Origin of the sequence: Methanoplanus sp. FWC-SCC4 (assembly GCF_032878975.1) — an archaeon.
In the GTDB taxonomy this organism is placed as follows: Archaea; Halobacteriota; Methanomicrobia; order Methanomicrobiales; family Methanomicrobiaceae; genus Methanochimaera; species Methanochimaera problematica.
The window spans coordinates 1152154-1176858 of the sequence record NZ_CP043875.1; the positions used below are offsets into that span (position 1 = coordinate 1152154).

20 protein-coding genes are annotated in these 24705 nt (G+C 35.9%); 5 read left to right on the forward strand and 15 right to left on the reverse strand.

The window, feature by feature from the left end; translation table 11 throughout:
- Positions 1-41: 41 nt before the first annotated feature.
- The 13 genes from F1737_RS05910 to F1737_RS05970 form a co-directional block, all read right to left on the reverse strand.
- Complete coding sequence (locus F1737_RS05910; protein ID WP_317137853.1) at positions 42-443, reverse strand: hypothetical protein; 402 nt, start codon at positions 441-443, stop codon at positions 42-44.
- Between the two features lie 575 nt (positions 444-1018).
- Entirely contained in the window at positions 1019-2005 is a 987-nt protein-coding gene (locus F1737_RS05915; RefSeq protein WP_317137854.1) for an ABC transporter permease subunit, read from the reverse strand.
- A 3-nt stretch (positions 2006-2008) separates the two neighbouring features.
- Positions 2009-3025: an ABC transporter permease gene (locus F1737_RS05920; protein ID WP_317137855.1), complete on the reverse strand. Its 1017-nt coding sequence runs from the start codon at positions 3023-3025 to the stop codon at positions 2009-2011.
- A 3-nt stretch (positions 3026-3028) separates the two neighbouring features.
- Positions 3029-3952 (reverse strand): ABC transporter ATP-binding protein, encoded by a 924-nt coding sequence (locus F1737_RS05925; RefSeq protein ID WP_317137856.1) that lies wholly within the window; start codon positions 3950-3952, stop codon positions 3029-3031.
- A 165-nt stretch (positions 3953-4117) separates the two neighbouring features.
- A complete protein-coding gene (locus tag F1737_RS05930) occupies positions 4118-5254 on the reverse strand; it encodes a hypothetical protein (protein WP_317135684.1) in 1137 nt (378 codons plus the stop codon).
- Positions 5255-5887: 633 nt separating this feature from the next.
- Entirely contained in the window at positions 5888-7036 is a 1149-nt protein-coding gene (locus tag F1737_RS05935) for a hypothetical protein (protein WP_317135685.1), read from the reverse strand.
- Positions 7036-7446 carry a hypothetical protein gene (locus tag F1737_RS05940; protein WP_317135686.1) on the reverse strand — a complete coding sequence of 137 codons (411 nt, stop codon included), beginning with the start codon at positions 7444-7446 and terminating at the stop codon, positions 7036-7038. Before F1737_RS05940 ends, F1737_RS05935 begins: the two co-directional genes overlap by 1 nt.
- Before the next feature lie 572 nt (positions 7447-8018).
- Complete coding sequence (locus F1737_RS05945) at positions 8019-9023, reverse strand: ABC transporter permease (protein ID WP_317135687.1); 1005 nt, start codon at positions 9021-9023, stop codon at positions 8019-8021.
- 17 nt (positions 9024-9040) lie between these two features.
- Complete coding sequence (locus F1737_RS05950) at positions 9041-10051, reverse strand: ABC transporter permease (RefSeq protein WP_317135688.1); 1011 nt, start codon at positions 10049-10051, stop codon at positions 9041-9043.
- A 3-nt stretch (positions 10052-10054) separates the two neighbouring features.
- Positions 10055-10978: an ABC transporter ATP-binding protein gene (locus F1737_RS05955; RefSeq protein WP_317135689.1), complete on the reverse strand. Its 924-nt coding sequence runs from the start codon at positions 10976-10978 to the stop codon at positions 10055-10057.
- A 9-nt stretch (positions 10979-10987) separates the two neighbouring features.
- On the reverse strand, positions 10988-12157 hold the full coding sequence (locus tag F1737_RS05960; RefSeq protein ID WP_317135690.1) for a hypothetical protein: 1170 nt from the start codon (positions 12155-12157) through the stop codon (positions 10988-10990).
- Between the two features lie 134 nt (positions 12158-12291).
- Complete coding sequence (locus F1737_RS05965) at positions 12292-12690, reverse strand: hypothetical protein (protein ID WP_317135691.1); 399 nt, start codon at positions 12688-12690, stop codon at positions 12292-12294.
- 1983 nt (positions 12691-14673) lie between these two features.
- A complete protein-coding gene (locus tag F1737_RS05970) occupies positions 14674-15441 on the reverse strand; it encodes a hypothetical protein (protein ID WP_317135692.1) in 768 nt (255 codons plus the stop codon).
- 510 nt (positions 15442-15951) lie between these two features.
- On the opposite strand from F1737_RS05970, the gene F1737_RS05975 reads away from it, so the two are divergent.
- The 3 genes from F1737_RS05975 to F1737_RS05985 are packed head-to-tail and all read left to right on the forward strand — an operon-like array spanning position 15952 to position 18765.
- Positions 15952-16422 carry a peptidase domain-containing protein gene (locus tag F1737_RS05975; protein WP_317135693.1) on the forward strand — a complete coding sequence of 157 codons (471 nt, stop codon included), beginning with the start codon at positions 15952-15954 and terminating at the stop codon, positions 16420-16422.
- 50 nt (positions 16423-16472) lie between these two features.
- Positions 16473-17324 carry a winged helix-turn-helix transcriptional regulator gene (locus F1737_RS05980; RefSeq protein WP_317135694.1) on the forward strand — a complete coding sequence of 284 codons (852 nt, stop codon included), beginning with the start codon at positions 16473-16475 and terminating at the stop codon, positions 17322-17324.
- Positions 17311-18765, forward strand: coding sequence for an NEW3 domain-containing protein (locus F1737_RS05985; RefSeq protein ID WP_317135695.1), 1455 nt, complete (start codon positions 17311-17313; stop codon positions 18763-18765). The genes F1737_RS05980 and F1737_RS05985 overlap by 14 nt, the downstream gene beginning before the upstream one ends.
- A gap of 209 nt (positions 18766-18974) precedes the next feature.
- Here F1737_RS05985 and F1737_RS05990 read toward each other — a convergent pair whose 3' ends face one another.
- Positions 18975-19736 (reverse strand): winged helix-turn-helix transcriptional regulator, encoded by a 762-nt coding sequence (locus tag F1737_RS05990; protein ID WP_317135696.1) that lies wholly within the window; start codon positions 19734-19736, stop codon positions 18975-18977.
- A gap of 115 nt (positions 19737-19851) precedes the next feature.
- The gene (locus tag F1737_RS05995; RefSeq protein ID WP_317135697.1) at positions 19852-21009 is read right to left on the reverse strand and encodes a hypothetical protein; all 1158 of its coding nucleotides are present in this window, start codon (positions 21007-21009) and stop codon (positions 19852-19854) included.
- Between the two features lie 959 nt (positions 21010-21968).
- On the opposite strand from F1737_RS05995, the gene F1737_RS06000 reads away from it, so the two are divergent.
- Both F1737_RS06000 and F1737_RS06005 read left to right on the forward strand, forming a co-directional pair.
- Positions 21969-23387, forward strand: a complete 1419-nt coding sequence (locus F1737_RS06000) for a hypothetical protein (protein WP_317135698.1) — start codon at positions 21969-21971, stop codon at positions 23385-23387.
- Positions 23388-23389: 2 nt separating this feature from the next.
- Entirely contained in the window at positions 23390-24703 is a 1314-nt protein-coding gene (locus F1737_RS06005; protein ID WP_317135699.1) for a hypothetical protein, read from the forward strand.
- The last annotated feature ends 2 nt before the right edge of the window (positions 24704-24705 follow it).

Consider the following 24705-nt stretch of genomic DNA (forward strand, 5'->3'; position numbering starts at 1 on the left):
TTGTTTGACTTATGCCCTCATATTTAAAAAAAGGATTAAAATTAAGTATTAATTCTGAAATAAGCAGTGTCACTGTAAGCAGGACCTACACTTGATGCATATACTTTATCTGTATAATATGTACCTGATATAGCAGAATAATAATAATGACTACTTGTTGAAACAAAATTTGTGTTTGATAATGTGTAAGTTCCTGTATTAGCTACTGATCCCCCGCCACTGTTAAGTAAAGTAGCGCTTACACTTATACGATCAAAACTGTCATACAAAGAACCCGCCTGTCCGTAATAAGTAATTACGCTACCGGAAAAACTACCTCCACCCAATGCATCAATACCAACTGCACTAGCAGGTCCGACAAGAGCAGCACCTGCAACAAGCATCATCGCAAGGAGGATGCCAATTTTTTTGAAGTTAAATTTCTTCATTTTTTCTTCACCCATTTAAGATTTTTCCTATGCTTTTTTAAATTCTGAAGAGATTTTAAATTAGGATTTGTGTATGCCTCGTGCATATCCCTTTTTGTAATTTTAAAAATCCCAGAGTATCACAGGAGTATCTCTGAGATATCTTAAGAGATTTTAAAGACGGATGCACAAAATCCCTTCAGCACGGGGGGCTTTTGTTTTTCAGCCAAAAAGAAAATATACAAGTGAGTGTAAAATAAAGTAAATTTGATCTATTAATTTACACTTACAGATCCAAACTTTCTTTTTGAACAATGAAGAGACTGGTACTCTCCTCACTGTTCCCCGGTTAAAACTTGAAAGTATTTATTTAAACGTCTTACGCCACAATACTTTACATATTTTTTTATTGGGATTTTTTTATTGTGAGGGATTTTTTTAATGTGTTTTCAAAATACGGGAATATCATCAAAAAATATAATTCACATCCCTAATTTAAGGAAAAATTCCGGCCGTACAGATAAAAATACTATTTATGCCATATTTATTAGAGACAAAAAAAGATATCTCTAAAAAAATATTTGCGGTGAAAATTAGTCGGACAGATAATTTCACCGCAAATCCATCCTCATAAATCTGACATATGCGATTCCGAAAAAGACCACAGGATACGCTATTAAGAAGAGAATATTGCCCCATACTCTACCAAGCATATCTAAAATATCCGGTTCAAAATCCGGATTATTCTGCCCGTTTGCCTGATTCTGAATATACCGTTTTGGTTCAGTCAGGGCTGTTGAGAGTTTCCGGTAATTGGTATCATATGACACATAAAAAACCAGGTTTGTAAGCTCCATCTGTTTTTGATAGTAGGTATTTGACTGCTCATAAAATTCACTTATTTCCAAAGCATCCATATTTTCTATGTTAATTGACGGCCTGGGACCTGTTATTACATCAACTGCAAAACTACCTGTTGAATATATTACACTTGTCAGGATCAAAAGCAGCAGCAGTGAATATATAAACGACATTCCACTTGTACTGGAAAATGACGAAACCATAACGGACATAACAAAAATTCCGGTCAGGTAAAGAATGGTTACAAGCCAGAATGCAAATATGAATACCAGTTCATCTAATCCCGGAACTATGCCGTAAAGGAGAAGAAGACCAAGGGTAAGCATAAAAACAACAGTCACTGCAAATATGATTGCAATAATTCCGCCCAGGGCTTTTCCGTTTATAATTTCATCCCTGTAGACAGGAACTGAAAGCATGGCTTTCATTGAACCGGTTTCTCTCTCTTTTGTAATCAGGTCAAAGCCGAGTACAACCGCAATTATTGATCCGAATATTGAGCTGCCTGCAATCCCAAGCATTATTCCGCTGAATATATTCATGGCACGGGGCATTCCAAAAAGAGAATAGCCAACAGAACTGTATTTTTCAATGTCTTCAAAATAACTCACGATATCCTTAAACACATATATTCCTGCGATTGTAAGCATCAGGAAGAGAAGTGCAAGAAAACGCCGGCTGGTTACATGATCCTGAAACTCTTTTAATCCAATCAGGGTGATTCTCTTAAAATTCATAGTTCACCTCAGATCCATCCTCATAAATTTCACATACGCAACAGAGAAGAACAGAACAGGCCACATGATAAAGACAATAATTTTGATCCATTTATCCCCGATAATCTCCCAAAAGGTCGGTTTTTCAACATTTTCAGCAAGATCAGGATTAAGTGCAAAATCAACGTGTCCTATTTTTTCAGTAATTACGTAATGAGAAGGCAGGGTTATTGCACTTGCAATATTATTATACACACTTCTTACTGAGAACATATTAAAAAAATCGTGAATTTCTAACCTTTTTTGTTCATATTCTGCCTGAATACTTTCAAAAGAATCCTTTTGAAACTGCGAGCCTGAATTATAACTGCTATCTGACGGTTCTGCCCCAAGAAGAAGAGACGAACCAAATGCACCTCCACCTACAGGTATTATGTACGTCAATGTAACAAAAATCAGAATTGAAAGAATAAGTGCTCCGCTGCTTGTTTTAGCAAGAACAGATGACATTAATGCAAGTGAAAAACTGTAAGCCATAAAAAGCATTGTAAGAAGCCAGATTACACCAATTAAAAATATTTCATCAAGAGAGGGAACAATTCCAAGTATGAGTAAAATTGCAACAACAATCAAGAATCCAAGAAAAGAAATAATTCCAATAGTGGCTATACCCCCAATTGCTTTTCCGTTTATAAGTTCGTCCCGATACATGGGGCGGGACAATATAGTTTTTAATGTTTTGCCTTCTCTTTCACCTGAAATCAGATCAAACCCTATTGCAATACCAATAACGGCTCCAAGGCCATAAAGACCAAAGGAATTTGTAATCTCTCCAAATGCTCTAAGTACTGAAGGAAAGAACAAAAAACCAACTTCTCCGTTTTTATAGCTTTCAAGTGCATTATTGTAGTTGTTAACCCCATTTGCAGCCGCGATTCCTAGAACAAGACAGGTTATTACAAGAATTAACAGGAATCTTCTGCTGGTTATATGATCGGACATTTCCTTATGTGAGATTGTTGCCAGGCGGGTAAGGTCCAATTTCTACTCCCTCCTGTATACTTTAAGGAATAAATCTTCAAGACCGGGCCTGTCAAGGTACATCTCAGTAATTCCGAAGCATTTGTCTTTTAGCTCTTCTGCAAGAGATTCTCTGATGTCTTTTTTTACCCGGATTTCAACTCCGTTTTCAATTCTTTCAACTCCTAATATTTCAGGGTTTGATATTGATTCTATGAAGCTGTAAACTTCCGGGTTTATAGATCTGATTACAATCTTCTGAGAAGTATTACTCTGTAAAATGAGTTCATCCTCAACCTCTTCAACTGAGCCCCTTGCAACGAGTGTTCCCTGCGAGATTATTCCAAGTGTTGTGCAGACCGCACGAACCTCTGAGAGGATATGTGAACAGATAAGGACAGTTTTACCTTCTTTTTCAAGTTTTTTTATTATCTCACGGTATCTTAATACACCTTCTGGATCAAGGTTTGCAGTCGGTTCATCAAGAATTACTACTTTTGGGTCATTTAGTAAAGCAAGAGCAAGACCAAGACGCTGGTTCATTCCACGTGAATATTCACCAACTTTTTGCGGCACATCATTTAATCTTACACTTTTCAGGAGGATTTCGATTCTCTCTTCCCTCTCACTTTTTGTCAGGGGGTAGAATTTACCCAGGTAATCGAGGTTTTCATATCCGGTGAGATTTTTGTAAAAACCGACATCCTCAGGAAGATATCCTAAGATTTCTTTTCCTTTAAGAGGATTTAATGCAACATTTACGCCTTGAATTGTGCAGTTTCCCGATGTCGGCTCAATCATTCCGGTGAGCATAAGAATTGTTGTACTCTTACCCGCACCGTTCGGCCCTAAAAAGCCGAATACTTCTCCGTCTCCAACCTCTAAATTGAGATTATCAACAGCTTTTTTCTCGTTATACTCTTTTACAAGATTTTCAGTTTTTATCATTGTTTCCCCCTTCTTCCCCCGTCTTTCCTTTTATTCGGGCATGATCAATCTTACAATTCCCTATTATTTTTTAATTTCATAAAACGATTATAAGTCAAAAGCCAAACGGAAAGTCTAATTGAATAATTTTCAAAACAACTTTTAAAATAAAGGAAATTAACCATTTTATGAAATCCTGAGATCCCTGAATAAAAGGGAAATTATCTCACCGGTGTGTGCATTTATAATTGCAGTAGTTGTCATCCGGGCATCTAGTCTTCGCATCTCATTATCGTTGAATGATAAGTACCATATCAGCCTTATTGGCTCTGGGTTGTTGGAATAAACAAATTCATTTAGATCATACCAGTTGAGAGAGTTTTCATGGTCATTTTCACTATAGTACTGTATATTCAGTTCTTCATCAGGATAGCTCTCTTTTAATTTATCTTCCAGGATTTTTTTCGCCTTGCCTAGCGGAATAGTTGGTACTGCTGAAAGGGTCATGAGATCCTTCATCAATTCAGGTTCCTTTAACTCATCCCAGTATCTGAAGACTCTGTCTTCAATAAGGTCATAATGAACATATATCTGATCATTCAAGCAAGGTACATCCTGATACATTTTATAGTACAGTAACACAGAAAGTCCATCGCCAATTGTTGAATCTGTATCTGCTTTATAGAGAGAAAACTCATCCATATTTTCTTCAACAAAATCGTTTCCTTTTACCTCCCTTATAAATTCCAGGGCTCTTTCTTCAGCTTCGTTTAAAGAGACAGCCCTTATCTCCTCTTTCTTAGGAGGGACTCTGGATTGAGGTCCATAAAACACTATATCTCCGGATACCGGACTAACTTTGATAGTCACAATATTATTTTGAATATTTTGCTCAAGTCCCTTCCATCTGATCTTTTGGGTTTCCAGGAATTTTTCGGATGTATCGTCCACGTTATAGAAAACAATTACAGGAGGGCCATTAATTCCGACATAGGAATATTTTGAGTAACGATCTTCCCAATTCCCTTCAAGTGTCGAACTGTCCACATTGGGAAATATTCTTACGATTTCATCTTTTGCCTTTTCTATCAGTTCCTGTTTTGTCTGTTCATCATATTCGGGAGAGTAATCCTTCGATGATACAACTGGTTTTGTGTTTTCTGACATAACCTGTTGAATTGTTTCATTTGCTACTAATTCTGGCGACAAAACCTGATTGTTCTCCGGCTGGTTCGAATTAATCGTACATCCAGAAACCAGAACTGTAAAGAATAAACATAAGGCTATCATAAAAATTCTTTTTTTTTTAAATTTTTTCTTCATAAAATCATCTTTTCCGCTTGTAATTGAAAACATAACGCCCTACAAGAGCAGCACCTGCAACAAGCATCATCAAAAGAAGGATGCCAACCTTTTTGAAATTAAATTTCTTCATTTTTTCTTAACCGATTTAAGATTTTTTCTATGCTTTTTAAAATTCTGAAGAGATTTTAAATTCGGATTTGTGTATGCCTCGTGCATATCCCTTTTTGTAATTTTTAAAATCCCCGGTTATCTCTGAGATATCTTAAGAGATTTTAAAGACGGATGTACAAAATCCCTTCAGCATGGGGGACTTTTGTTTTTCAGTCAAAAAGAAAATATACAAGTGAATGTAAAATAAAGTAAATTTGATCTATTAATTTACACTTACAGATATCCAAATTTTCTTTTTGAACGGTGAAGAGACTGGTACTCTCATCACTTGTCCCCGGTTAAAACTTGAAAGTGTTTATTTAAACGTCTTACGCCACAATACTTTACACATTTTTTGCTGACTGAGCTTTTAGAAATGTGTTGTAAAATCATTTACATGTTGGATCTGCTAGAAAAAATGTGAAAATAAAAGAATATTGTTTTTTAAATTAATTTTATCAAAGAAAATAAGGTTACGAGTGTTCCTTAAAAACTAGTGAATTATGAATCTTGTTCAGGAATTCTGATATCTCTATATATAAGTGAAACAATTTCACCCGTATGAGCATCAACGAATACAGCCTGTCTCTTGTTGGGATTTTCTTCCCGCATTTCTTTGTCATTAAACTGGAGATACCATGTTAGAGGGATAGGTTTTGGATCATCAGCAAAAACATACCTGCTGTAATCATTGAACCAGATTAGCGAATCACCATAACGATAGCTATCAAGAGGAACATAATTAAGCTCAAGATCTTCTCCAGGATACTCCTCAGCCAGTCTTGTTTCAAATATTTTTTTAGCTTCAGTAAGAGATACATCAGGAACCGGGGATAATGTAGTCAGAACGTTAAGTAGATCAGGATTTGTCATTGAATTAGAATATCGTGACAGCTTATCTGCATATGCATTATACATGACTGAAATTCCATTCCCTAAATACGGTATACCCTTGTATTTGCTATAAATTGAATAAGTAATAAGGCCTCCGCGATAATTATCATAATTATCTCTTTTGTCAACAATCAGATTAGCACTGTTTTCATCAATATAACTTTCTCCTTTTATTTTCTTCAACATGTTCTCTGATCTCTGTATCCCTTCATCAAATGTTAATGACTTATCAATGCCTGAAGACGGGCTGCTATAACCCGCTGGTTTATAGTTTATAATCTCATTTGTACTGGGATCAACAAGAATCTGAACAATGTTTTTACTTCCGTAAATTGTGATATATTTATCAGAAGTATCATCCACGTTTGTAAATTTGATTACCGGTAAGCCATATGTGCCGGTTGAATATGTATATTGATGATCCAGCCAGCTTCCTTCAAGTTTTGATCTGTCAACATCAGGAAACACTCTTACGATCTCATCTTTTGCACTTTCAATCAGCTTTTGTTTTGTCTGTTCATTATAATTCGGGTAGAAATCCTTCCATGAAACTGAGGGTTTTAGATCTTCTAACTGTGAAGGTTTCTGTGGTTCTGCTTTAGCTTCAACTGGCTTTTCAGTTAATGCGGCTGTTGGTGCAGTTGCTGTAGCTGGTGTGTTATCAGTCAAATCAGTGTTTATACTTGTGCAGCCCGATATCATAATTGTAAAAATTATACTAATAACCATAATAGGAATTGAAATTTGTTTTTTCATTATATCACCAAATATGAAAAATAATTATAGCAATAATCAAAATATTTTATGATAGAAAAAAAGGGTTGATTGTTGATAGTATAACCTGGATTAGTAAATTCACTTGCTTCTTTGAAGTTTGTATTGAACTGACTTCCGGTTACATCATCTACAAAAGCATTTCCATTATGAAATATTTCAGCCTTTACATAAATATAAGATGCAGTGCTACTGTCTGTTGTTCCAGCCTGTACATAATATGTTGCCGCATTGCCTCCGATTAGATTCCCCCCAGCATATACATCATAACTACCCGCATCAGAGTATCCATGAGTCTCAGCATAAGCACTAACCGGCCCTACAAGAGCAGCACCTGCAACAAGCATCATCGCAAGCAGAATGCCAATCTTTTTGAAGTTAAATTTCTTCATTTTTTCTTTACCATTTTATGATTTTCTTTGTTTTTTTTAAATTCTGAAGAGGTTTTAAATCCGGATTGGTGTATGCCTGTTGCATATCCTTTTTTGTAATTTTTAAAATCCCTAGGCTTCTCAGGAGAATCTCTGAGAGATCTTAAGAGATTTTAAAGACGGATGCACAAAATCCCTTCAGGACAGAGGTCTTAGGTGTTTCAGACAAAAAGAAAATATACAGGTGAGTGTAAAATAAACTAAATTGGATCTACTAATTTACACTTACAGGTCCAAATTTTCTTTTTGAACGGTGAAGAGACTGGTACTCTCCTAACTGTTCCCCGGTTAAAACTTGAAAGTGTTTATTTAAACGTCTTACGCCACAATCCTTTACACATTTTTTTATTGAGAGGGATTTTTTGAATGTGTTTTAAAAATATTGGAATATCATAAAAAAGTCTAATTCACATCCCTAATTAAAGGAAAAATGCCGGCCGGACAGATAAAAATACTATTTATGAGCGTATTTATTTGATATGATAAGAGAGATCTCTAAAAAAATATTTGCAGAAAATGAGGAGCAGTTAATTTCACCTCAAATCCATCCTCATAAACCTGACATATGCTATACTGAAAAAAACCACAGGATAAACAATTAAAAACAGAATGTAGCCCCACATAGGTGCAAGAACCTCAAAAACGGGCGGAAGTGTCCGGTCATCTCCCTGCATGCCAAATGAAGAATATAAAGAATCATCCTTAGAATCCTGCGGCCTTGTAAGAACTCTTGAAAGTATGAAATAATTTGTATTTAACGATGCACATCTGCTTATGTCTAAAATCAGGCCCTTATTTGCTGAATATTGAGAAGATAATTCATAGAGAACATCAGGATCATAATTATCCATATTCTGGTATTCCATCAAGGGGTTCTGACCAAGAATAAAATCAGGCGCAACGTTTCCAACTGTAGATATAACACTTGTTAAAAGCAGCAATGCCAGAAATGAAGCTATCAGTGACATTCCGCTTGTCTTTGCAAAAGTTGAGATCATCATGGACATGATAAAAATTCCTGACAAAAATAAATTTGTGAATAACCAGAACATGAAAAGATAACTCAGCTCACTGATTTCAGGAACAATTGAATTTATCAAAAGAATCCCAAAAGCCAGGATAAAAACAACAGTTGTTGCAATCGCAATGACAATAATACCGGCAAGAGCTTTCCCATTTATCAGTTCATCCCTGAAAACAGGCACTGAAAGAATGGCTTTAAGAGAGCCTGACTCACGCTCTTTTGTGATTAGATCAAAACCAAGCGCTATTGCAATGATTGAACCGAATATGGAACTTCCACCAATCGCAGTTCTGATACCTCCGAATATGTTAAGAGTATATGGGAGGTAATCCAAAGGGTAATAATAATCACCACTACTGTACTTACCTATCTCCTCAAGATAAATTCCTGTCTCTTTCAGAAGAAATATTGCACAGATTGTCATCATCAGAAATAAAAGGCATATAAAACGGAAACTGGTTATATGGTCCTGAACCTCCTTTAACGCTATAAGGTTTATTCGTTTAAAATTCATAATCAAAAATCCTCCAACTATCTCAAATCAGACCTCATAAATTTAACATAGGCAATTCCAAAAAACAGAAAAGGCCACATTAAAAAAATTATAATTTTTATCCATTTATCTCCAATAATTGTCCAGAAATCAGGTTTTTCAATAGAATTGGCAACATCAGGATTTGTGACGAATTCAGTAAGTCCCACTTTATCAATTATATAACTTGAAGGTGATGTTATCGGGATAGCGATATCCTGATAAACACTTTTTATCGAAAAATCATTAAATAAATCGTAGACTGAATTACTTACTTTCAGATATTCTCTTTGCTGATCCTGGTATGCAGAGTACTGGGCTTCCGATACGGAATTAGGTGGCTCCTGGGGAGTTGATCCAACCAGAATGTATGTTCCAAGATCTCCCCCCCCCACAGGGATGATGAATAGCATCATGAATATTATTACAAGAGAAAGCAGCAATGAACCACTATTCGTATTTGCAATAACCGATGTCATTAGTGAAAGAGAAAAAGAGGTAGCTATGAACAATAATGTTAAAATCCATATAATGCAAACACCAAGAATTTCATTAAAATCCGGAACGATTCCCAAAATTAGCATTACTGAGAATACGCCAATAAAACCGATGAGTGTGATTATTGCTATGGCAAACAGTCCACCCAGAGCTTTACCATTTATAAGTTCATCACGGTAGACAGGTCTTGACAATATCGTCTTCAAAGACCTTCCCTCTCTTTCACCTGATATCAGATCAAAACCCAGAGCAAGGCCAATAACAATTCCAAGACCATTAGAACCAATGGAATTTACAATACTTAAAAATACATACACAGCTGAAGGCTGATATATTTTCATTGAATCCCCGTTTTTATACTGTTCAAGCACCAAATTATATGAAGAAACCCCATTAGCAGCTTCAATTCCCAATATCAGGCAAAAAATAATCAGTAGGAATAAAAAGCGTTTACTTCTGATATGATCCGAAAACTCTTTTTGGGATATTAAGGAAAGTCTTGCAAAATCCAATCTCTATTCCCTCCTGTATACTTTGAGGAAAAGCTCTTCAAGACCGGGCCTGTCAAGGTACATCTCTGTAATTCCTGAGCATTTATCCTTTAATTTTTCCGCAATAACCGGCCGGATGTCTTTTTCAACCGAGATCTCTATACCATTCTTTGTCCTTTCAATCTCAAGAACATCAGGATTTTTAATGGACTCTATTTCGGTGTAAAGTTCCGGATTAACAGATTTAATTATGATTTTCTGGTGGGTACCACTTTGCCTTATCAGTTCATCTTCCACTTCCTCAACAGATCCCCTTGCAACAAGCCTTCCCTGTGAAATTATGCCAAGTGTTGTGCAGACAGCTCTTACTTCCGATAAAATATGAGAGCAGATAAGAACAGTTTTTCCTTCTTTTGCAAGCTGGTTCACAATTTTTCTGTATCTCAAAACACCTTCAGGATCAAGATTTGCTGTAGGTTCATCCAGAATTACAACTTTTGGATCGTTTAGAAGAGCGAGTGCAAGGCCAAGTCGCTGGTTCATTCCCCTTGAATATTCACCGACCTTTTGTGTCACACCGTTTAACCTTACACTTTTGAGAAGAATCTCGATTCTTTCTTCTCTCTCATTTTTCGCCATAGGGTAAAATTTACCCAGGTAATCGAGGTTTTCATATCCGGTCAGATTTTTATAAAATCCTACATCTTCTGGGAGGTATCCTAGAATTTCCTTCCCCTTAAGAGGATTTATTGCAACGTTAACACCATCTATTGTACAGCTTCCGGATGTGGGCTCAATCATTCCGGCAAGCATCAATATTGTTGTACTTTTCCCCGCACCATTTGGACCAAGAAATCCGAAGACTTCCCCATCCCCTACTTCTAAACTTAAGTTGTCAACAGCTCTTTTTCCATTGTATTCTTTTACAAGGTTTTCTGTTTTAATCATATATGCCCCCTATCTTATATCGGCAGGAATGCTGATTCCCGCATATCTTAGATAAACAATCTCTCCCGTGTGTGCATCAACATATACCGGACGGACAGTTTCTTCGGGATTGTTTCGCATATCTTCAGTATTGAAATAAAAACGCCATACAAGCTTTAAGGGTTCACGTACATAACCGTCAGTGATATTCATATAACCAGGAGAATCCATCCAATAGAGAGAACTATAATAGTCTGAAGGCAAAACCGCTCCTTCATAATTCTCATGAAATTCTACCTTAAGATCCTTTTCAGGGAAATTCTCATTCAATTTCGCTTTAAGAATCTCTTTTGCTTCATCAAGCGTTACATCGGGTACAGGTGACAATGTGGTTATTTCTGCAAGAAGAACAGGGTCTTTGATCCTAGACTTATAGAAAATAATTGCATCATTTGCCAGATCATACAGTATTTCTACTTTATCATTCAGGTACTTAACTCCATTATGAGAATTATGAATTAACAAAAGAATGGTAAGATCCGCATCGTTCCTATATGCAATTTTGTTATTCATTGTATAAATGAAATATTTATCTTTGTTCTCATTGTAATGCTCTTCTCCCATTACGTTTGTAAAGATACTCATAGCATGGTCTTTTGCCTCCTCATATGATATGATCTCTTTGGGAGTACCAGAAGAACCTGATGAACCTTTATAGTATTTTATATACCCGGTATCAGGATTAACAGCAATTCTAACGATGTTTTCAGTAAACCATTCATTACTTTCAAGCCTTTCTTTTAGTTTTGATTCATCGATTGCATTTTCAAATAAAATTGCAGGAGCAAAATATCCGCCATAATCTTCTTCACTCCATTTATAATTGTCAAGTGAAGACTCAATCACATCAGGAAATACTCTTAAAATCTCTTTTTTTGCATTATCGACAAGTATTTGTTTGGTATTCTCATCATAAGAGAGAGGATCTGCCGGAGGCTTTACTGGTCCGGGCCATTTCACTTTAAGAGTCCCGTCCACTCCGGAATTATCAGGACCATTTGTATGCTCCGTCGTAGGTACAATAGTAGCTGAGTCCTCTAAACCGGATTTATCCCCACTGCTTATACACCCTCCAGAGAATATGGCAATGAGAATAACTGCCGATAAAAAGAGAGAAGACAACTTTAAATTACAATTCATTTTTTCACCTTGATTTCTTAAATTTTTCAGAGTCGTGAATATGCATGGACTTCTGAATTTACTTAGTTTTTAATGTGATAACCGGTAGAGACACTTCAAAAAAATGGAAGTAAGAATTTTTCATTACTTCCAAATTATAATGTATATGTAGTCGTACCTGATTGTCCGCCTGCATTAAAAGTAGCCCTTACATAAGTACCTGTAGAGACAGGATTGGGATCATAGTAAGTATGCCAGCCAGTGCTAACCTGCCAGTTATTAGAAGTACTGGCTGTCTTAGGAGATTGATAAACATCAACATTGTGGAGTTGAACTGTGATCTCCATTGAACCGTAATTTCCGTTTACTTCTTCAACAGAACCCAAATACTGTATTCCATTAGGATAACTATAATATTCTCCGGTGGCTTTGACCTCATAAGGGTACTGATATAAGGTGCTCGAACCTGCACTAACAGGCCCTACAAGAGCAGCACCTGCCACAAGCATCATCGCAAGGAGGATGCCAATCTTTTTGAAGTTAAATTTCTTCATTTTTTCTTCACCCTTTTAAAATTTTTCTTTGTTTTTTTATTCTGAAGAGATTTTAAATTCGGATTTGTGTATGCCTCGTACATATCCCTTTTTGTAGTTTTAAAAATCCCAGAGTATCTCAGGAGTATCTCTGAGATATCTTAAGAGATTTTAAAGACGGATGCACAAAATCCCTTCAGCACGGGGGGCTTTTGTTTTTCAGCCAAAAAGAAAATATACAAGTGAGTGTAAAATAAAGTAAATTTGATCTATTAATTTACACTTACAGATCCAAACTTTCTTTTTGAACAGTGAAGAGACTGGTACTCTCCTCATCGTTCCCCTGTTAAAACTTGAAAGTGTTTATTTAAACGTCTTACGCCACAATACTTTACATATCCGTTACTTGAAAAAATTTTTTTGTTTTACAAATTTTTTGAAATGTATTGTAACATTCTGGAATTTTTGTAAAACGGATAGCTCACATCCCAAATTTAAAAGATAAATCACAGGCCAAATGTATAATTCTGCCACTTATGGCTTGATCAATCTGTTTTTTTAAAAGATATCTAAAAAAAATATTTGCGGCGAAAATTAGTTTGAGCAGATATATTTTTTATTCGCGCAATTGTATTATTAGATGCCATTTGAAAATTATAAGATAAAATTGGATTTACCCTGATTTAATTTATAGTGCTTTTCAACCGGTAAAATAAATTATCGATGTCTCATAATTTCAGACTGAAATAAGCTATTAACATTGTCAGAGGCAATGCATAAATAACTCTGATTAAAATCCTTGGATCAGGTTCAACCAGGATTTGGATTAATAGCCTGCTCAGGTAACAATCAGATTGAAATCAGATTAATAACCCAAAATCGACACTGGTACCTTAAAATCAGCTCCTTCTATAAATCCCTATTATCGCTGGTAGTTTCAACACGGATACTGGTAGGATCTGCTCAATACAATTATTATAAAAAGAATTTCTGATTGAAAAATCAGGTTAAAGTTTAAATACCGGTTAATATTTGACAGAACACCACAAATCCATCCTCATAAACCTGACACAGGCAACGCTCATAAACAAAAAAAGGGCATGCAATAAAAAACAAGATGGACTCAAATGTGACTCTAAATTATTTTAAAGGAGTTCCATTTCTTATACCAAATTTGAATTCTCACCATATCCGGAGGAATCATAATCAAAAAAATGGTTTGCCCGAAGGATTACTAAAGCATACAAATGATAATAGCTGTAATCATATGAGATCGTGTGAAACATATTTAGAAGATTTTTCTTATCTTTAAAATACAATTTATATTCGGCTTTAATTTCCTCATAATTAATGGTATCAAAATAATTTGGATCCATTTCAGGTCTGGAACCCGGAAGATTATCTATAACAGATGTACCAACAGAATTCACAAAATCTGTTATCAGCAACAGAAGTAAGAGATAATTAATCAATGAAATAACACTTGTTTTTGGAAAAGTAGATTAAAATGATTTTTTACATAAGGAACTAAATTTTGATATATCCAAGATCAAATAATATTTTGATTAAGTTATTAATAGGAATATCTTTAATAACGGGAAGATAAAATCCAGACAAAATAATATCAGTAAGAGAAGGATAATCACCTCGCAAAATCTTACACCATCTTCCCATTCAGATTCCGGATTGAAAAAACCGCCCTTAAATGCCTCATATATAAAAAAAACAGAGATTACAAGAAAAACAAAACCAAACCCTATAAACGAATACTGAACATAAGAAAATCCTCCGATGAACAATGTGTGCCCGGAGTTTAGAATACTATTATTCAGACTAAGATTGATAAAAATCATGCCAGCAGCTGCGCAAGCCAGAGATGCAAACAGACTTATCATTTTTCTGGCAGGAATACCACATATTTTTTCTCCATAAATCTTTACCTCAACTTAGATTTTTTAATTATCACACATAGATTATAAAATAAAAAAATGATTATTTAAATTTCTATAGCGCAGTCAATGAATTAGTCCATGTTGATGTAAGTGATTGACCAGCAGGAATATCTATATGCATGGCACCGTGAACCTCCTGGGGATTGCCATAGAAACCGTTCCATTCAACGGCATATTTCCCGCCATAACCAACCTGACAATCTCCTGATTTCGGTCTGACTACATCCTGATGAAGAACAAAATCTCCCCCGATACTAAACGAAGTTCCGGAATAACCTGTCGATAAGCCAATATTTACGGTTTGTTCATTGCCTGTAATCGTAGAACCCGGACTATAAGTTATCAACCGGGCATTTAAATTTGTCAGCTGAACTTTATTCCAAAAATTGGTAAGATCAAACCATGGGTTTGGCTGAGCTGAAGTCCATTGCCAGTAATAATAATGCTCCTTTCCACTCAGGTCAACCTCATTGAATTTATACAGCAACAGTGCATTATCAGAACTTGCAGAACCAGTACTCAAATGATCAGTCCATGCACCAACATAACTTATACCTGAGGTGCGATCAGGTTCTCCGGTTATACTTTCTAACATTTCAATATTCTTAGAACCATATTTTTCATTCATTTCCTGTACATACATTCTGAATTCTGATTGTGTCATTTGAGGCATACTTGAATTAATTTCAATTGAATGTTCAATTGTATTAAGCCCCTGCAAAATTTCCTGATTTGCACTAACAGGCCCTACAAGAGCAGCACCTGCAACAAGCATCATCGCAAGAAGGATGCCAATTTTTTTGAAGCTAAATTTCTTCATTTTATCTTCCCCTACTTAAGATTTTATTCTATACTTTTTTTAAATTCTGAAGAGGTTTTAAATCCGGATTGGTGTATCTCTGGTGCATATCCTTTTTTGTAATTTTTAAAATCCCCAGGCTTCTCAGGAGTATTTCTGAGATATCTTAAGAGAGTCCAAAGAAGATGCACAAAATCCCTTCAGCACGGGGAGCTTTTGGTTTTCAGCCAAAAAGTAAATATATAAGTGAGTATAAAATAGAACTTATTTGATCTATTAACTTACACTTACAGATCCAAACTTTCTTTTTGAACAGTGAAGTGACTGGTACTCTCCTCACTGTTCCCCGGTTAAAACTTGAAAGTGTTTATTAAAACATCTTACGCCACAATCCTTTACATATTCCTTTTTCCAGGCATATTTGTCTGATGTCATTTTTCTCAGATATCAATTAAATTGTTTTTTTGATTCATTTAACGTGTAAAGGATTGTGGCGTAAGATATTTGTAATGCTAATAAAAATTCATGTATATGAAAAGAATATATCTATTACTAACAATTGCCTTTGTGGCGTTGCTTATTCTGACAGGTTCTGTTAGTGCAAAGATAATTGAGACAAAATCAGGTTATGTAGTAAGATCAGGTTATGATGTGGAAAATTCAGCAGATATTTTCCCTTCAATAAACAGCATAACACGATCCCTCTATTCAATAACGGATGGAGAGATTAATTATCATAATTATTATGTTAGCTCTGGAAAGACAAAAATAACATATGATGTCGACTGGGGAGATTCTAATAATGACTTGGGTCTTAAGATTATAACCCCTGATACAACCCTGGGATATTATCATGACTCAATTGACGGGAGAACTGATGGGAAAATTTATATCCAGATATCCAATTCCATGGGACTTCCAACAGGTACCTGGGACAGTTTTGTAATGGGATATACAGTATCAGGTACGGAGTATTATAACTTTGGAGTAAGTTCAATATAAAATGAAATATAATATTATTTTATTTACCATATAAGAGGTCTAACTAATATATGACTCTTTTTCCGGCTAAGATTACAGTGCTATCAACACTATTACTTCTTTTAATACTATTGTCAGGCTTTGCAAGTGCAGAAGATAAAATAATACAGGTTCGTAACGGATATGTCGTAACATCAGCTTACGGAGAAAATCTTTCGGGAGGAGAAGAACTTAAAAGCAAACAGGTGGAATTCTCGGAACTGGGACTCCGGTCAAAATTAGAAGTAATTATTACTGAAAATATCCCCATTGCTGGTGATTTTATAATGGTTATTATCAGTTTGGCAATGACTTTTGGTCTTACATCATACTTTGGATGTAAATATATTAGCAAAAAAACTATACTCAAAAACGAAATCCGCAATGATATTTTTAAAATTATTAAAAAAAATCCGGGGATTAACTTCTCGGGGATTGTAAAAGAACTAGGAATAACGAAAACAATGGTCAAATACCACCTTGAAAAACTTGTCTCATTTGGAATTATCAGACGATTCTCCGAAAACGGCCGTATTGGGTACTTTAAAAACAATGATACTTTTACAGTTTCTGAGATGAAACTTTCACTTGTTCAAAAAAACCTGAAAGATAAACTAATACTTGATATTTTAACAACTCAGCCGGGAATAACAAGAAAAGAAATTTCATGCAAAACAGATCTGTCTGGACCGGCGATTACATGGCACATGAAAAGACTGGAAAAAACAGGCTATATTGAAATTGTAAGGGATGGCCGAAATACCAGGTATTTTCTGAAACAGAATCCTGAGATTGCAAAAGCGGATGAAGAATATTCAATTTTCAAATCAGGATTATTAAATCAAACGTTTGATCAGGGGGAGATAATAAATGAAACAAAATAACAGAATTAAAAGATTTTTTGTATTCAACATTTTGATATTATTGGTTCTTGGAATTGTAGCAAATCCCGTTACAGGGGGCGGATCAGAATCATCAAATATAAAAATTTCATGTAAATATCCCGGAATGATTATAGAAGCAGGCGAGACTGTAAAATTTGATCTTGTTATTGAAAATTCAGGGGGCAACAACTATCCAAAAAAACTTCGTGTCGATACATTCAAAGGTGAGGATGACTGGGAATTCAGGTTTTTAACAGATGACAGAGAAATAGACAGAATTGCATTTTTACAGGGAGAATCAGAGACAATCCAGCTTGAAGTAAAGACAGCGGGAGACACTCCCGTAGACACCTATCAGTTCAGGGTGTGTGTTGATGATGGAAGTTTATGGCTTTATCTTGTAATTGAAAAGACACATGCAGGCGAAGATGGTGTCTTAAAAATGGAAGTAGTGAATGAACAGGGTGAAAACATTAAGGGGGCAATGGTTTCAGCATTTCGTGATAAAAGCACAACTGCATATACAAAGGTTTTCTCAACAGCAGACGGACAGGTAAGAACCGAACTTGATCAGGGAGAATACATACTCTTAATCGAAAAAAATGGATATTTATGCAGGGAAATTGATAACGTAAATATCCAGAGCGGATATACTGCAGATATCGGGACTGTAATGCTTGAAAGGAAAAATTTTGGTCTTGATATCGATGTAAAATCTCCGGTAGTGACATCTTTGATTGGGCAGAAACCCCTTTATGAAATGAAACTTATGAACGTAGGCAAAAGCGATGATGTTTTTGTTTTTTCATCAAAGAATATGTCTGAAGGCTGGTATGGCCGGTACAAGGAAATTCTGGATTCAAAAAGTGAATTATCCGAGGTGTTCATAAAAGCCGGTGATGAAAAAACCGTATTTCTTGAAATAATACCTCCTTATTCAATTACAAAAGGGGATTATATTTTTGAATCAGTAATCAGATCATCAGATGACCTGGAATATGTAACAGAACTTAAGGCAACAATCAAAGGAAGCTCTGATCTCCAGGTATTCTCTGAAAAATATCTTTATGAGATTACTAAAGGTGATTCTGTCGAAATTCCGGTAAAGGTTCTAAACAACGGAAACGGTGTTGCACTGACAAACATAAAATTAGAGGTATCTGCACCCGAGGGATGGAAAGTTACGACTTTGCCTGAGACAATACCTGTCATTGCCCCCGGTGAGAGGAAAACGGTTTCTCTCAGGGTTGTTCCGCCTTCAAATATTGCGGCATCAGAGTACAAAATAACCGCAAAAGTGATATCTGATCAGGAGGAGGTTTCAGACAGTTTGAGGATTGTTGTAAATGAAAGCTCCATAATAGGTATTTTAGGAATCATGCTCATGTTTGTTGTTGCAGGAGGAGTATATTATATGTACAGAAAGTATGAGAGACGCTGATATGGTGAATCGCAGGGTCTTAATCTGATATTATTTTTCTCTCTCTTTTAGCTTTTACCAACCCTTTATCTGCAGCTCATCTTTTTAGAACCGCTAAAAAAGTATTTAAAAAAAAAGCAGTAAGCCCGATAATGATTCGGTCTTTTTTACTGTTACATGTATGGACAGATTGTTGATAGTAAAGATTCAAAACAAAATTCATCACAAAATTAAGCGATGCATTTGGAATTTATTTTATTCATCACACCAAGAGCAGACGGAGACAACCGGTACCTGACAACCCTGCCACACTTTGTTGAGAAGATAACACCTGCATCACAGAGTCTTCCCATGTGCCATGAAACCGTGGAACATGATGTTTGTATCATTCCGGCTATGTCATCTCTTGAAGCATCCGGAGAGTCAGAAAGATATTCACAGATCAAAAATTCGGTTTCATTTCGGAGACTTACAAAAATCTTCATCTCAGAGTCGGAATAACTGCCGGAATTTTCAAAATAAAAGCTTCTGTTGTTCTTTAAAAAAACAGTGATTAAATGCTCCTGTTTAAGCATCCTGAGATGATAATCAAGTGTACCCCTGTTTACAGAAAGGCGGTTTTCAATATCAGTAAAACATGTTCCCGGATTATGGATGATAAACCGGTAGATCCTGTTGCGGAAATTATTCTCAAGTATCGTCTTTTTATCAATCCTGCGGAAATTAAGTGTAACCAGACCGGCACCTGCCAGAATTATCTGGGCCGGCAACAAGAAAGCGGGAGAGATTAACACAAGCATAACGGCAATAACTGCCAGCGGTTGTACTTCCCATAAGTCAAGTGGCACAGGTGCTTTTGCTTCACTTACCGGGGGACTCTCGTCCCACCCCTGAACAGAATATGACACGGATTGTGCAGATGCAGGAAGAACCAGGAACATCGCTGCCAAAAAAAAGATCAATACAATTGCCGCTTTTCTGTAAATTGCCATTTATACCCCCCCGATTACTTTTAATCTTTTTATTTTAAGTATATAAGTTTTCTGTGACATGACCTTAAATATCGACAGTTGTGAAAAATATATATTAAAATAATTGATCTCTTTATCATTCCCCGGGCATATAACCAAATGTCTGAATCCAGATGTCGCCATAAACAAGTCTGTAGATTTCTCCGGTATGGGCATCTATCCTTAATACGCCTATTTTAGGAGTGTCCCCGGTCTTTTCATGCACCTCACGGCTCTCCTTATCGCTGCATGCAATGTACCAGACAAGCGAAAGAGGTTTGGGATCATCGGCATAAACATATTCATCCGGGTCCCACCACAGAAGATAACTGTCATGTGTCCAGACTTCTGAGAACTCTAAGCCCAGATCATCAATATTGTATTTTTCTGAAATTTTGTCCTTAAATATCTGTTTTGCTTCTTCAAGTGTTATTTCAGGTTCAGGTGAAAGGGTTGTCAGTCCGTAAAGGAGTTTTGGATCTGTTGATTTATCAGAGTAAGACTGAACCTCATCCCGTGCCGTATCATAGGCAATAAAGACCTTGGAATTTTCATATTGAACGCCATTGTATGAGTCAAATAACTCCATATATAATACAGGGATGTCCTCCGGCTCATATGCATTCAACTTATAATAAGATACATCCGGATTATATACAATAGAATTTTCTCCCTGTATGTTTTTTATAAGATTAATTGCATTTTTTTCAGCTTCCTCAAGAGAAATTTGTGGCTTCGGATTTTGTCTGTAATACTGATAACCAACCCCGTAGGGTGCAAAATAAATTATTTCTCCGGATTGCGGATCAACTTTAATTTTAACTTCAATTTTGTCAGGGATCTTCGCAAATAAAGCTTTGGCCTTTTCAAATATAATATAAGGACGTCCTATTTCCTCATTATGGTTATAATCCAGTCTTGAATGCTCAACCCAGTTCCCCTTAAGTGTTGTTCGGTCCACATTTGGAAAGACATCTGTTATCTCATCCTTTGCCTTTTCAATCAGCTTCGCTTTTGTCAGCTGATCACAATCCGGATAAATATCGGACCATGAAATTGCAGGTTTTATGTTTTCAGATTGTGCAGACTCTTTATTTATCATCTGAGTAGTATCCGCCGGGGATAATGTTGCTGTATTTGCAGGTGCATTCCCGAATTGAATTGAGTTAAGTCCTGTGCAGCCTGATGCAACAATCATAAAAATTACAAAAAATGCCAGCGCAATAATTAATAATTTCTTTTTTTCTTGATTCATCTTCTCACCATTCCTTTGCAAATGTCACGAAATTGGATTTATCAGGTTTGACAACTTATTTTAGGAACCCTGAAAATATCCGGAAAATTAGATTTTCACATGATTTCATCAGGGATTATTTCACCACGAAAATACAAAGATCTGTAATATATTAAGAATTCTGTGAGAAAAATCTTCGAATGCTTCTGTTTTATATACCTGATCTAAATTCATTAATTTTAGTGCAGTGCCCGTGTAAAAAGACATCTTTTCAAATGCCTATATTGGATTATAAGCTAAAAAAAGATTTGAATCATCAGTTTTTTTAGAAAAAAATGGCTCAGATAAAAAAATGATATTTTTTGGGGATTTTGGGTTTTTCTTTAATTTTTATCTAATTATGAGGTTTTTCATCAGATAGTCAATAAATTTATGTGATTCATATTTTGTCTGTTGATTAAAAGATAATTCTTGGATCTGGTTTTTCCGGAATTCAGGTCTCCTGAACTCCTTTTCTTCATAGTGATTTTAGGATCATTTCCGGTTCTTTTCGAGAATTACCTGACTGCGAAATTAAAAAACATATTTGATATCAAAAATCAGGCATTTTATGAAATCATTCCTCCTATCTTTTTTTGCAGGCTGCACCTCCTTTTTACTTTTTTTCTCATTCGTTAATATGTGATTTCTGTGAGAAAACTCGATTAATGGGGCAATTGTTAAAGCATGAAAGGATAATTGTATTGATAGGCAATAATTTGCAAAAGGAAACGCATCTGGTGCTAAATTATCATGAATCAGATCTCCTCAAACCAGGAATTACTTGTGCTAAAAGTGATTTTAGTTGAAAATGCATGCTGTGATCATACGAAACAGAAATCATCTTAATAAAAAGAACATTCACGACGAATTCTCTCACAGAAATCACTTACATAGATGATTCAAAAGAATGCTTTGCCATTAAAAGAGAGAGTGATAAAATGAGAAGAATAAAAATCTGGATAAATAGCGTTCTTTTTATATCAGTATTCCTGCTGATTTGCAATTTTCCGGTATCAGCGGATGATAAAATAACCTTTGTACGTCCGATACCTGATGAATTCTCACAAAATGATAATTTTGATATTTATCTGAGAACAACATACCCGTCGGGATCGTTTATCAGCTTCAATTTTACTTTGGATACGCCATATCCTCACCGTGGCAAACTTAGTGGAAAAGGAGGTACAGGCGGCGGGACATGCATATCTGATAACAGGACTTTCATATTCCATAAAAAAGAATCATTGCACGGTTTTATCCCAGGTGACTGGAATCTGACAATCTGGGAAGATAGTAATTTTGATAAGGCATATTCAAAAATAATTCACATATACCCTGCTGAACTAAACCCTGATAATAAATCAACACCAACACCGCCTGACAAATGCTATGCAACTGAAAATTATCCCCTGAATTTTAAATTAAACCCTGACCCTGCCAAAACAGAGGGTGTATTTGCAAAAGGTCAGCCCCTTTATTTAACAGGAAAAGGACTGTCTGATTCAGATATTGGAATCTGGATCTATAAGGAAAAAGAACAGGGGGGAGAGGATTACTCACGCTTTGAAAAAATAAAGACCGACTGCAACGGGGATATTTCAGGCGATGGTGAAATTCTTTCGGTCTTTAATTCTTATACAATACCACCCGGCCGGTATTTCATATATGCTGTATCAGGAGATACTTCACTCATAAGAGATTCGAAAATACCTGAATCATACGCAGATCTTGAAAAGTCTCTTTCAGGATCAGGGTTATGGTATCAAAAATTTACAATTCTTGCAGAAGAACCGGTTATTTATTTCAACAAAAACATTCCAAAAGATGCAGTACGTGGCACACAGTTAACAATTGACGGAGGAACAAATCTTAAATCGGAAACCGTTCTGGAGATTTTTGTTAATCCGTCCGCTGTTGATGGCCCTGATTATCAGGGCATGATTATGCAGTCAGTGAAGGTTGAAAACAACGGAATATCAAATATCTGGACTTCGACAATTAATACTTCCGTACTTGGAGCAGGAGAATATATTATTTCAGTCGAAAGTCCCAAAGGACTTGGTGAAGCGGAAAATATTCTGAATGTGTATGACCAAAAATATGAAATTGTCGACCCTGCCGGGGATCTGCTCTCAACATTAACGTATATTGTTGATGATGATACCAAAAACATAAAAGAACAGGTTGAAATCCAACAAATACCTGATTCATCCAGAAAATCAGGGGAATTTCTGAAGACTCTTTTTCCTTTGGAAATATTGCAGATAACAGAAGAAAGAATGCTGAATTCAGGATTATCTGCAACTAAAAAAGAGATGATAAACGGAATATTAATTCTTTCAAAGGGGAGGCGGTAAAAATGTCATATTGCAGATACAAAAAGAGCCAGCATCTCTGTTTATTATTACAATCTCAAAAAGACAGTTATACTGTTCCTGAAAAGGTACTCAAATCTATTGACGAGAACAGGTCAAAATTGCACCTGTTTCATATAATTGCATTATCAGCAATTATTGTGTGTATTTTTGCTGCTTCACCATCAACAGCAGGAGAGATTACAACCAATCCGGTCTTCACCGGACTGACAGACACAGATACTCTGACAATCTACAAAACAACCGTTTATCCGACAGGGACAGTGACAGAACCTGCATACAGACCCGGGTATGTAACCTGTCCAAAATCAGAATCCGCAACTGATGATTATTTCTTGAAAGAACGCCACATTTCTTCCGGTTTTGAACCTGAGATCAAATTGAACCCGTTAACTACATCCGGTGGGACATTAGCCAAAGGTCAGACGCTTTTTGTATCGGGAAAGGCACAGTCTGATTCTGAAATTGGTATCTGGTTATACAAAGACGGCATAGGCAACCCTGACAAAAACAGATTTGTAAAACTTCAGACTGACAAAAGCGGAGATATTATTGGCGACGGTATGATACTTGACCGTACCAGATCACATAAACTGCCTTCCGGAAAATATTTTCTCTATATTGTCAGTGGAGATTCTGATTTTATAAATTCCGGATTTTTCCCTGATACAAACCGGGAATTTGAAGAAAAACTGAAAGAAACGGAAGTGAAAAACCCGTACCTGAAAGTAATGCTGCTTGCAGAGGAACCATGGATTTATTATGATCAGCAGATTATTGCCGATGTTCCTTTAGGCAAACCTGTTACAATTAAAGGAACGACAAATCTGGCCGTGGGAACCTCTCTTTTTGTAACTGTTGAGCCGACATCTACCGATGATCCTTTATTTCATGATCAGATTATTGAGGTTATACAAGTAACAAAAGGTGATGATTACAATCTCTGGGAACTGACATTTCAGACATCTGAATTGGGATTTGGGGAATACATCATCAGCGTTGAAGGGGCAGACATAACTGTTGATTCAGTCAGTATTTTCAATATCTATGATGAAACTTATGCCGCTGAAAATCCCGGTAATGACTCGATTTTGGTAAAATCGTATTCAATTGATTCTGATTCAAAAAATCTGGCTGAAAATTCAGAATCGACTGAGGGATATATTGTTAAATCCGGTACAAAAAATTCAGATGGTTTTACAGGCACCCTTTCAAGTCCTTTGGAATCTGCATTTCTGGTGTGTGGAATCGCATTAATATTAGGGATTTTTAGATTTTATTCGAGAAGGAGGGGATGATA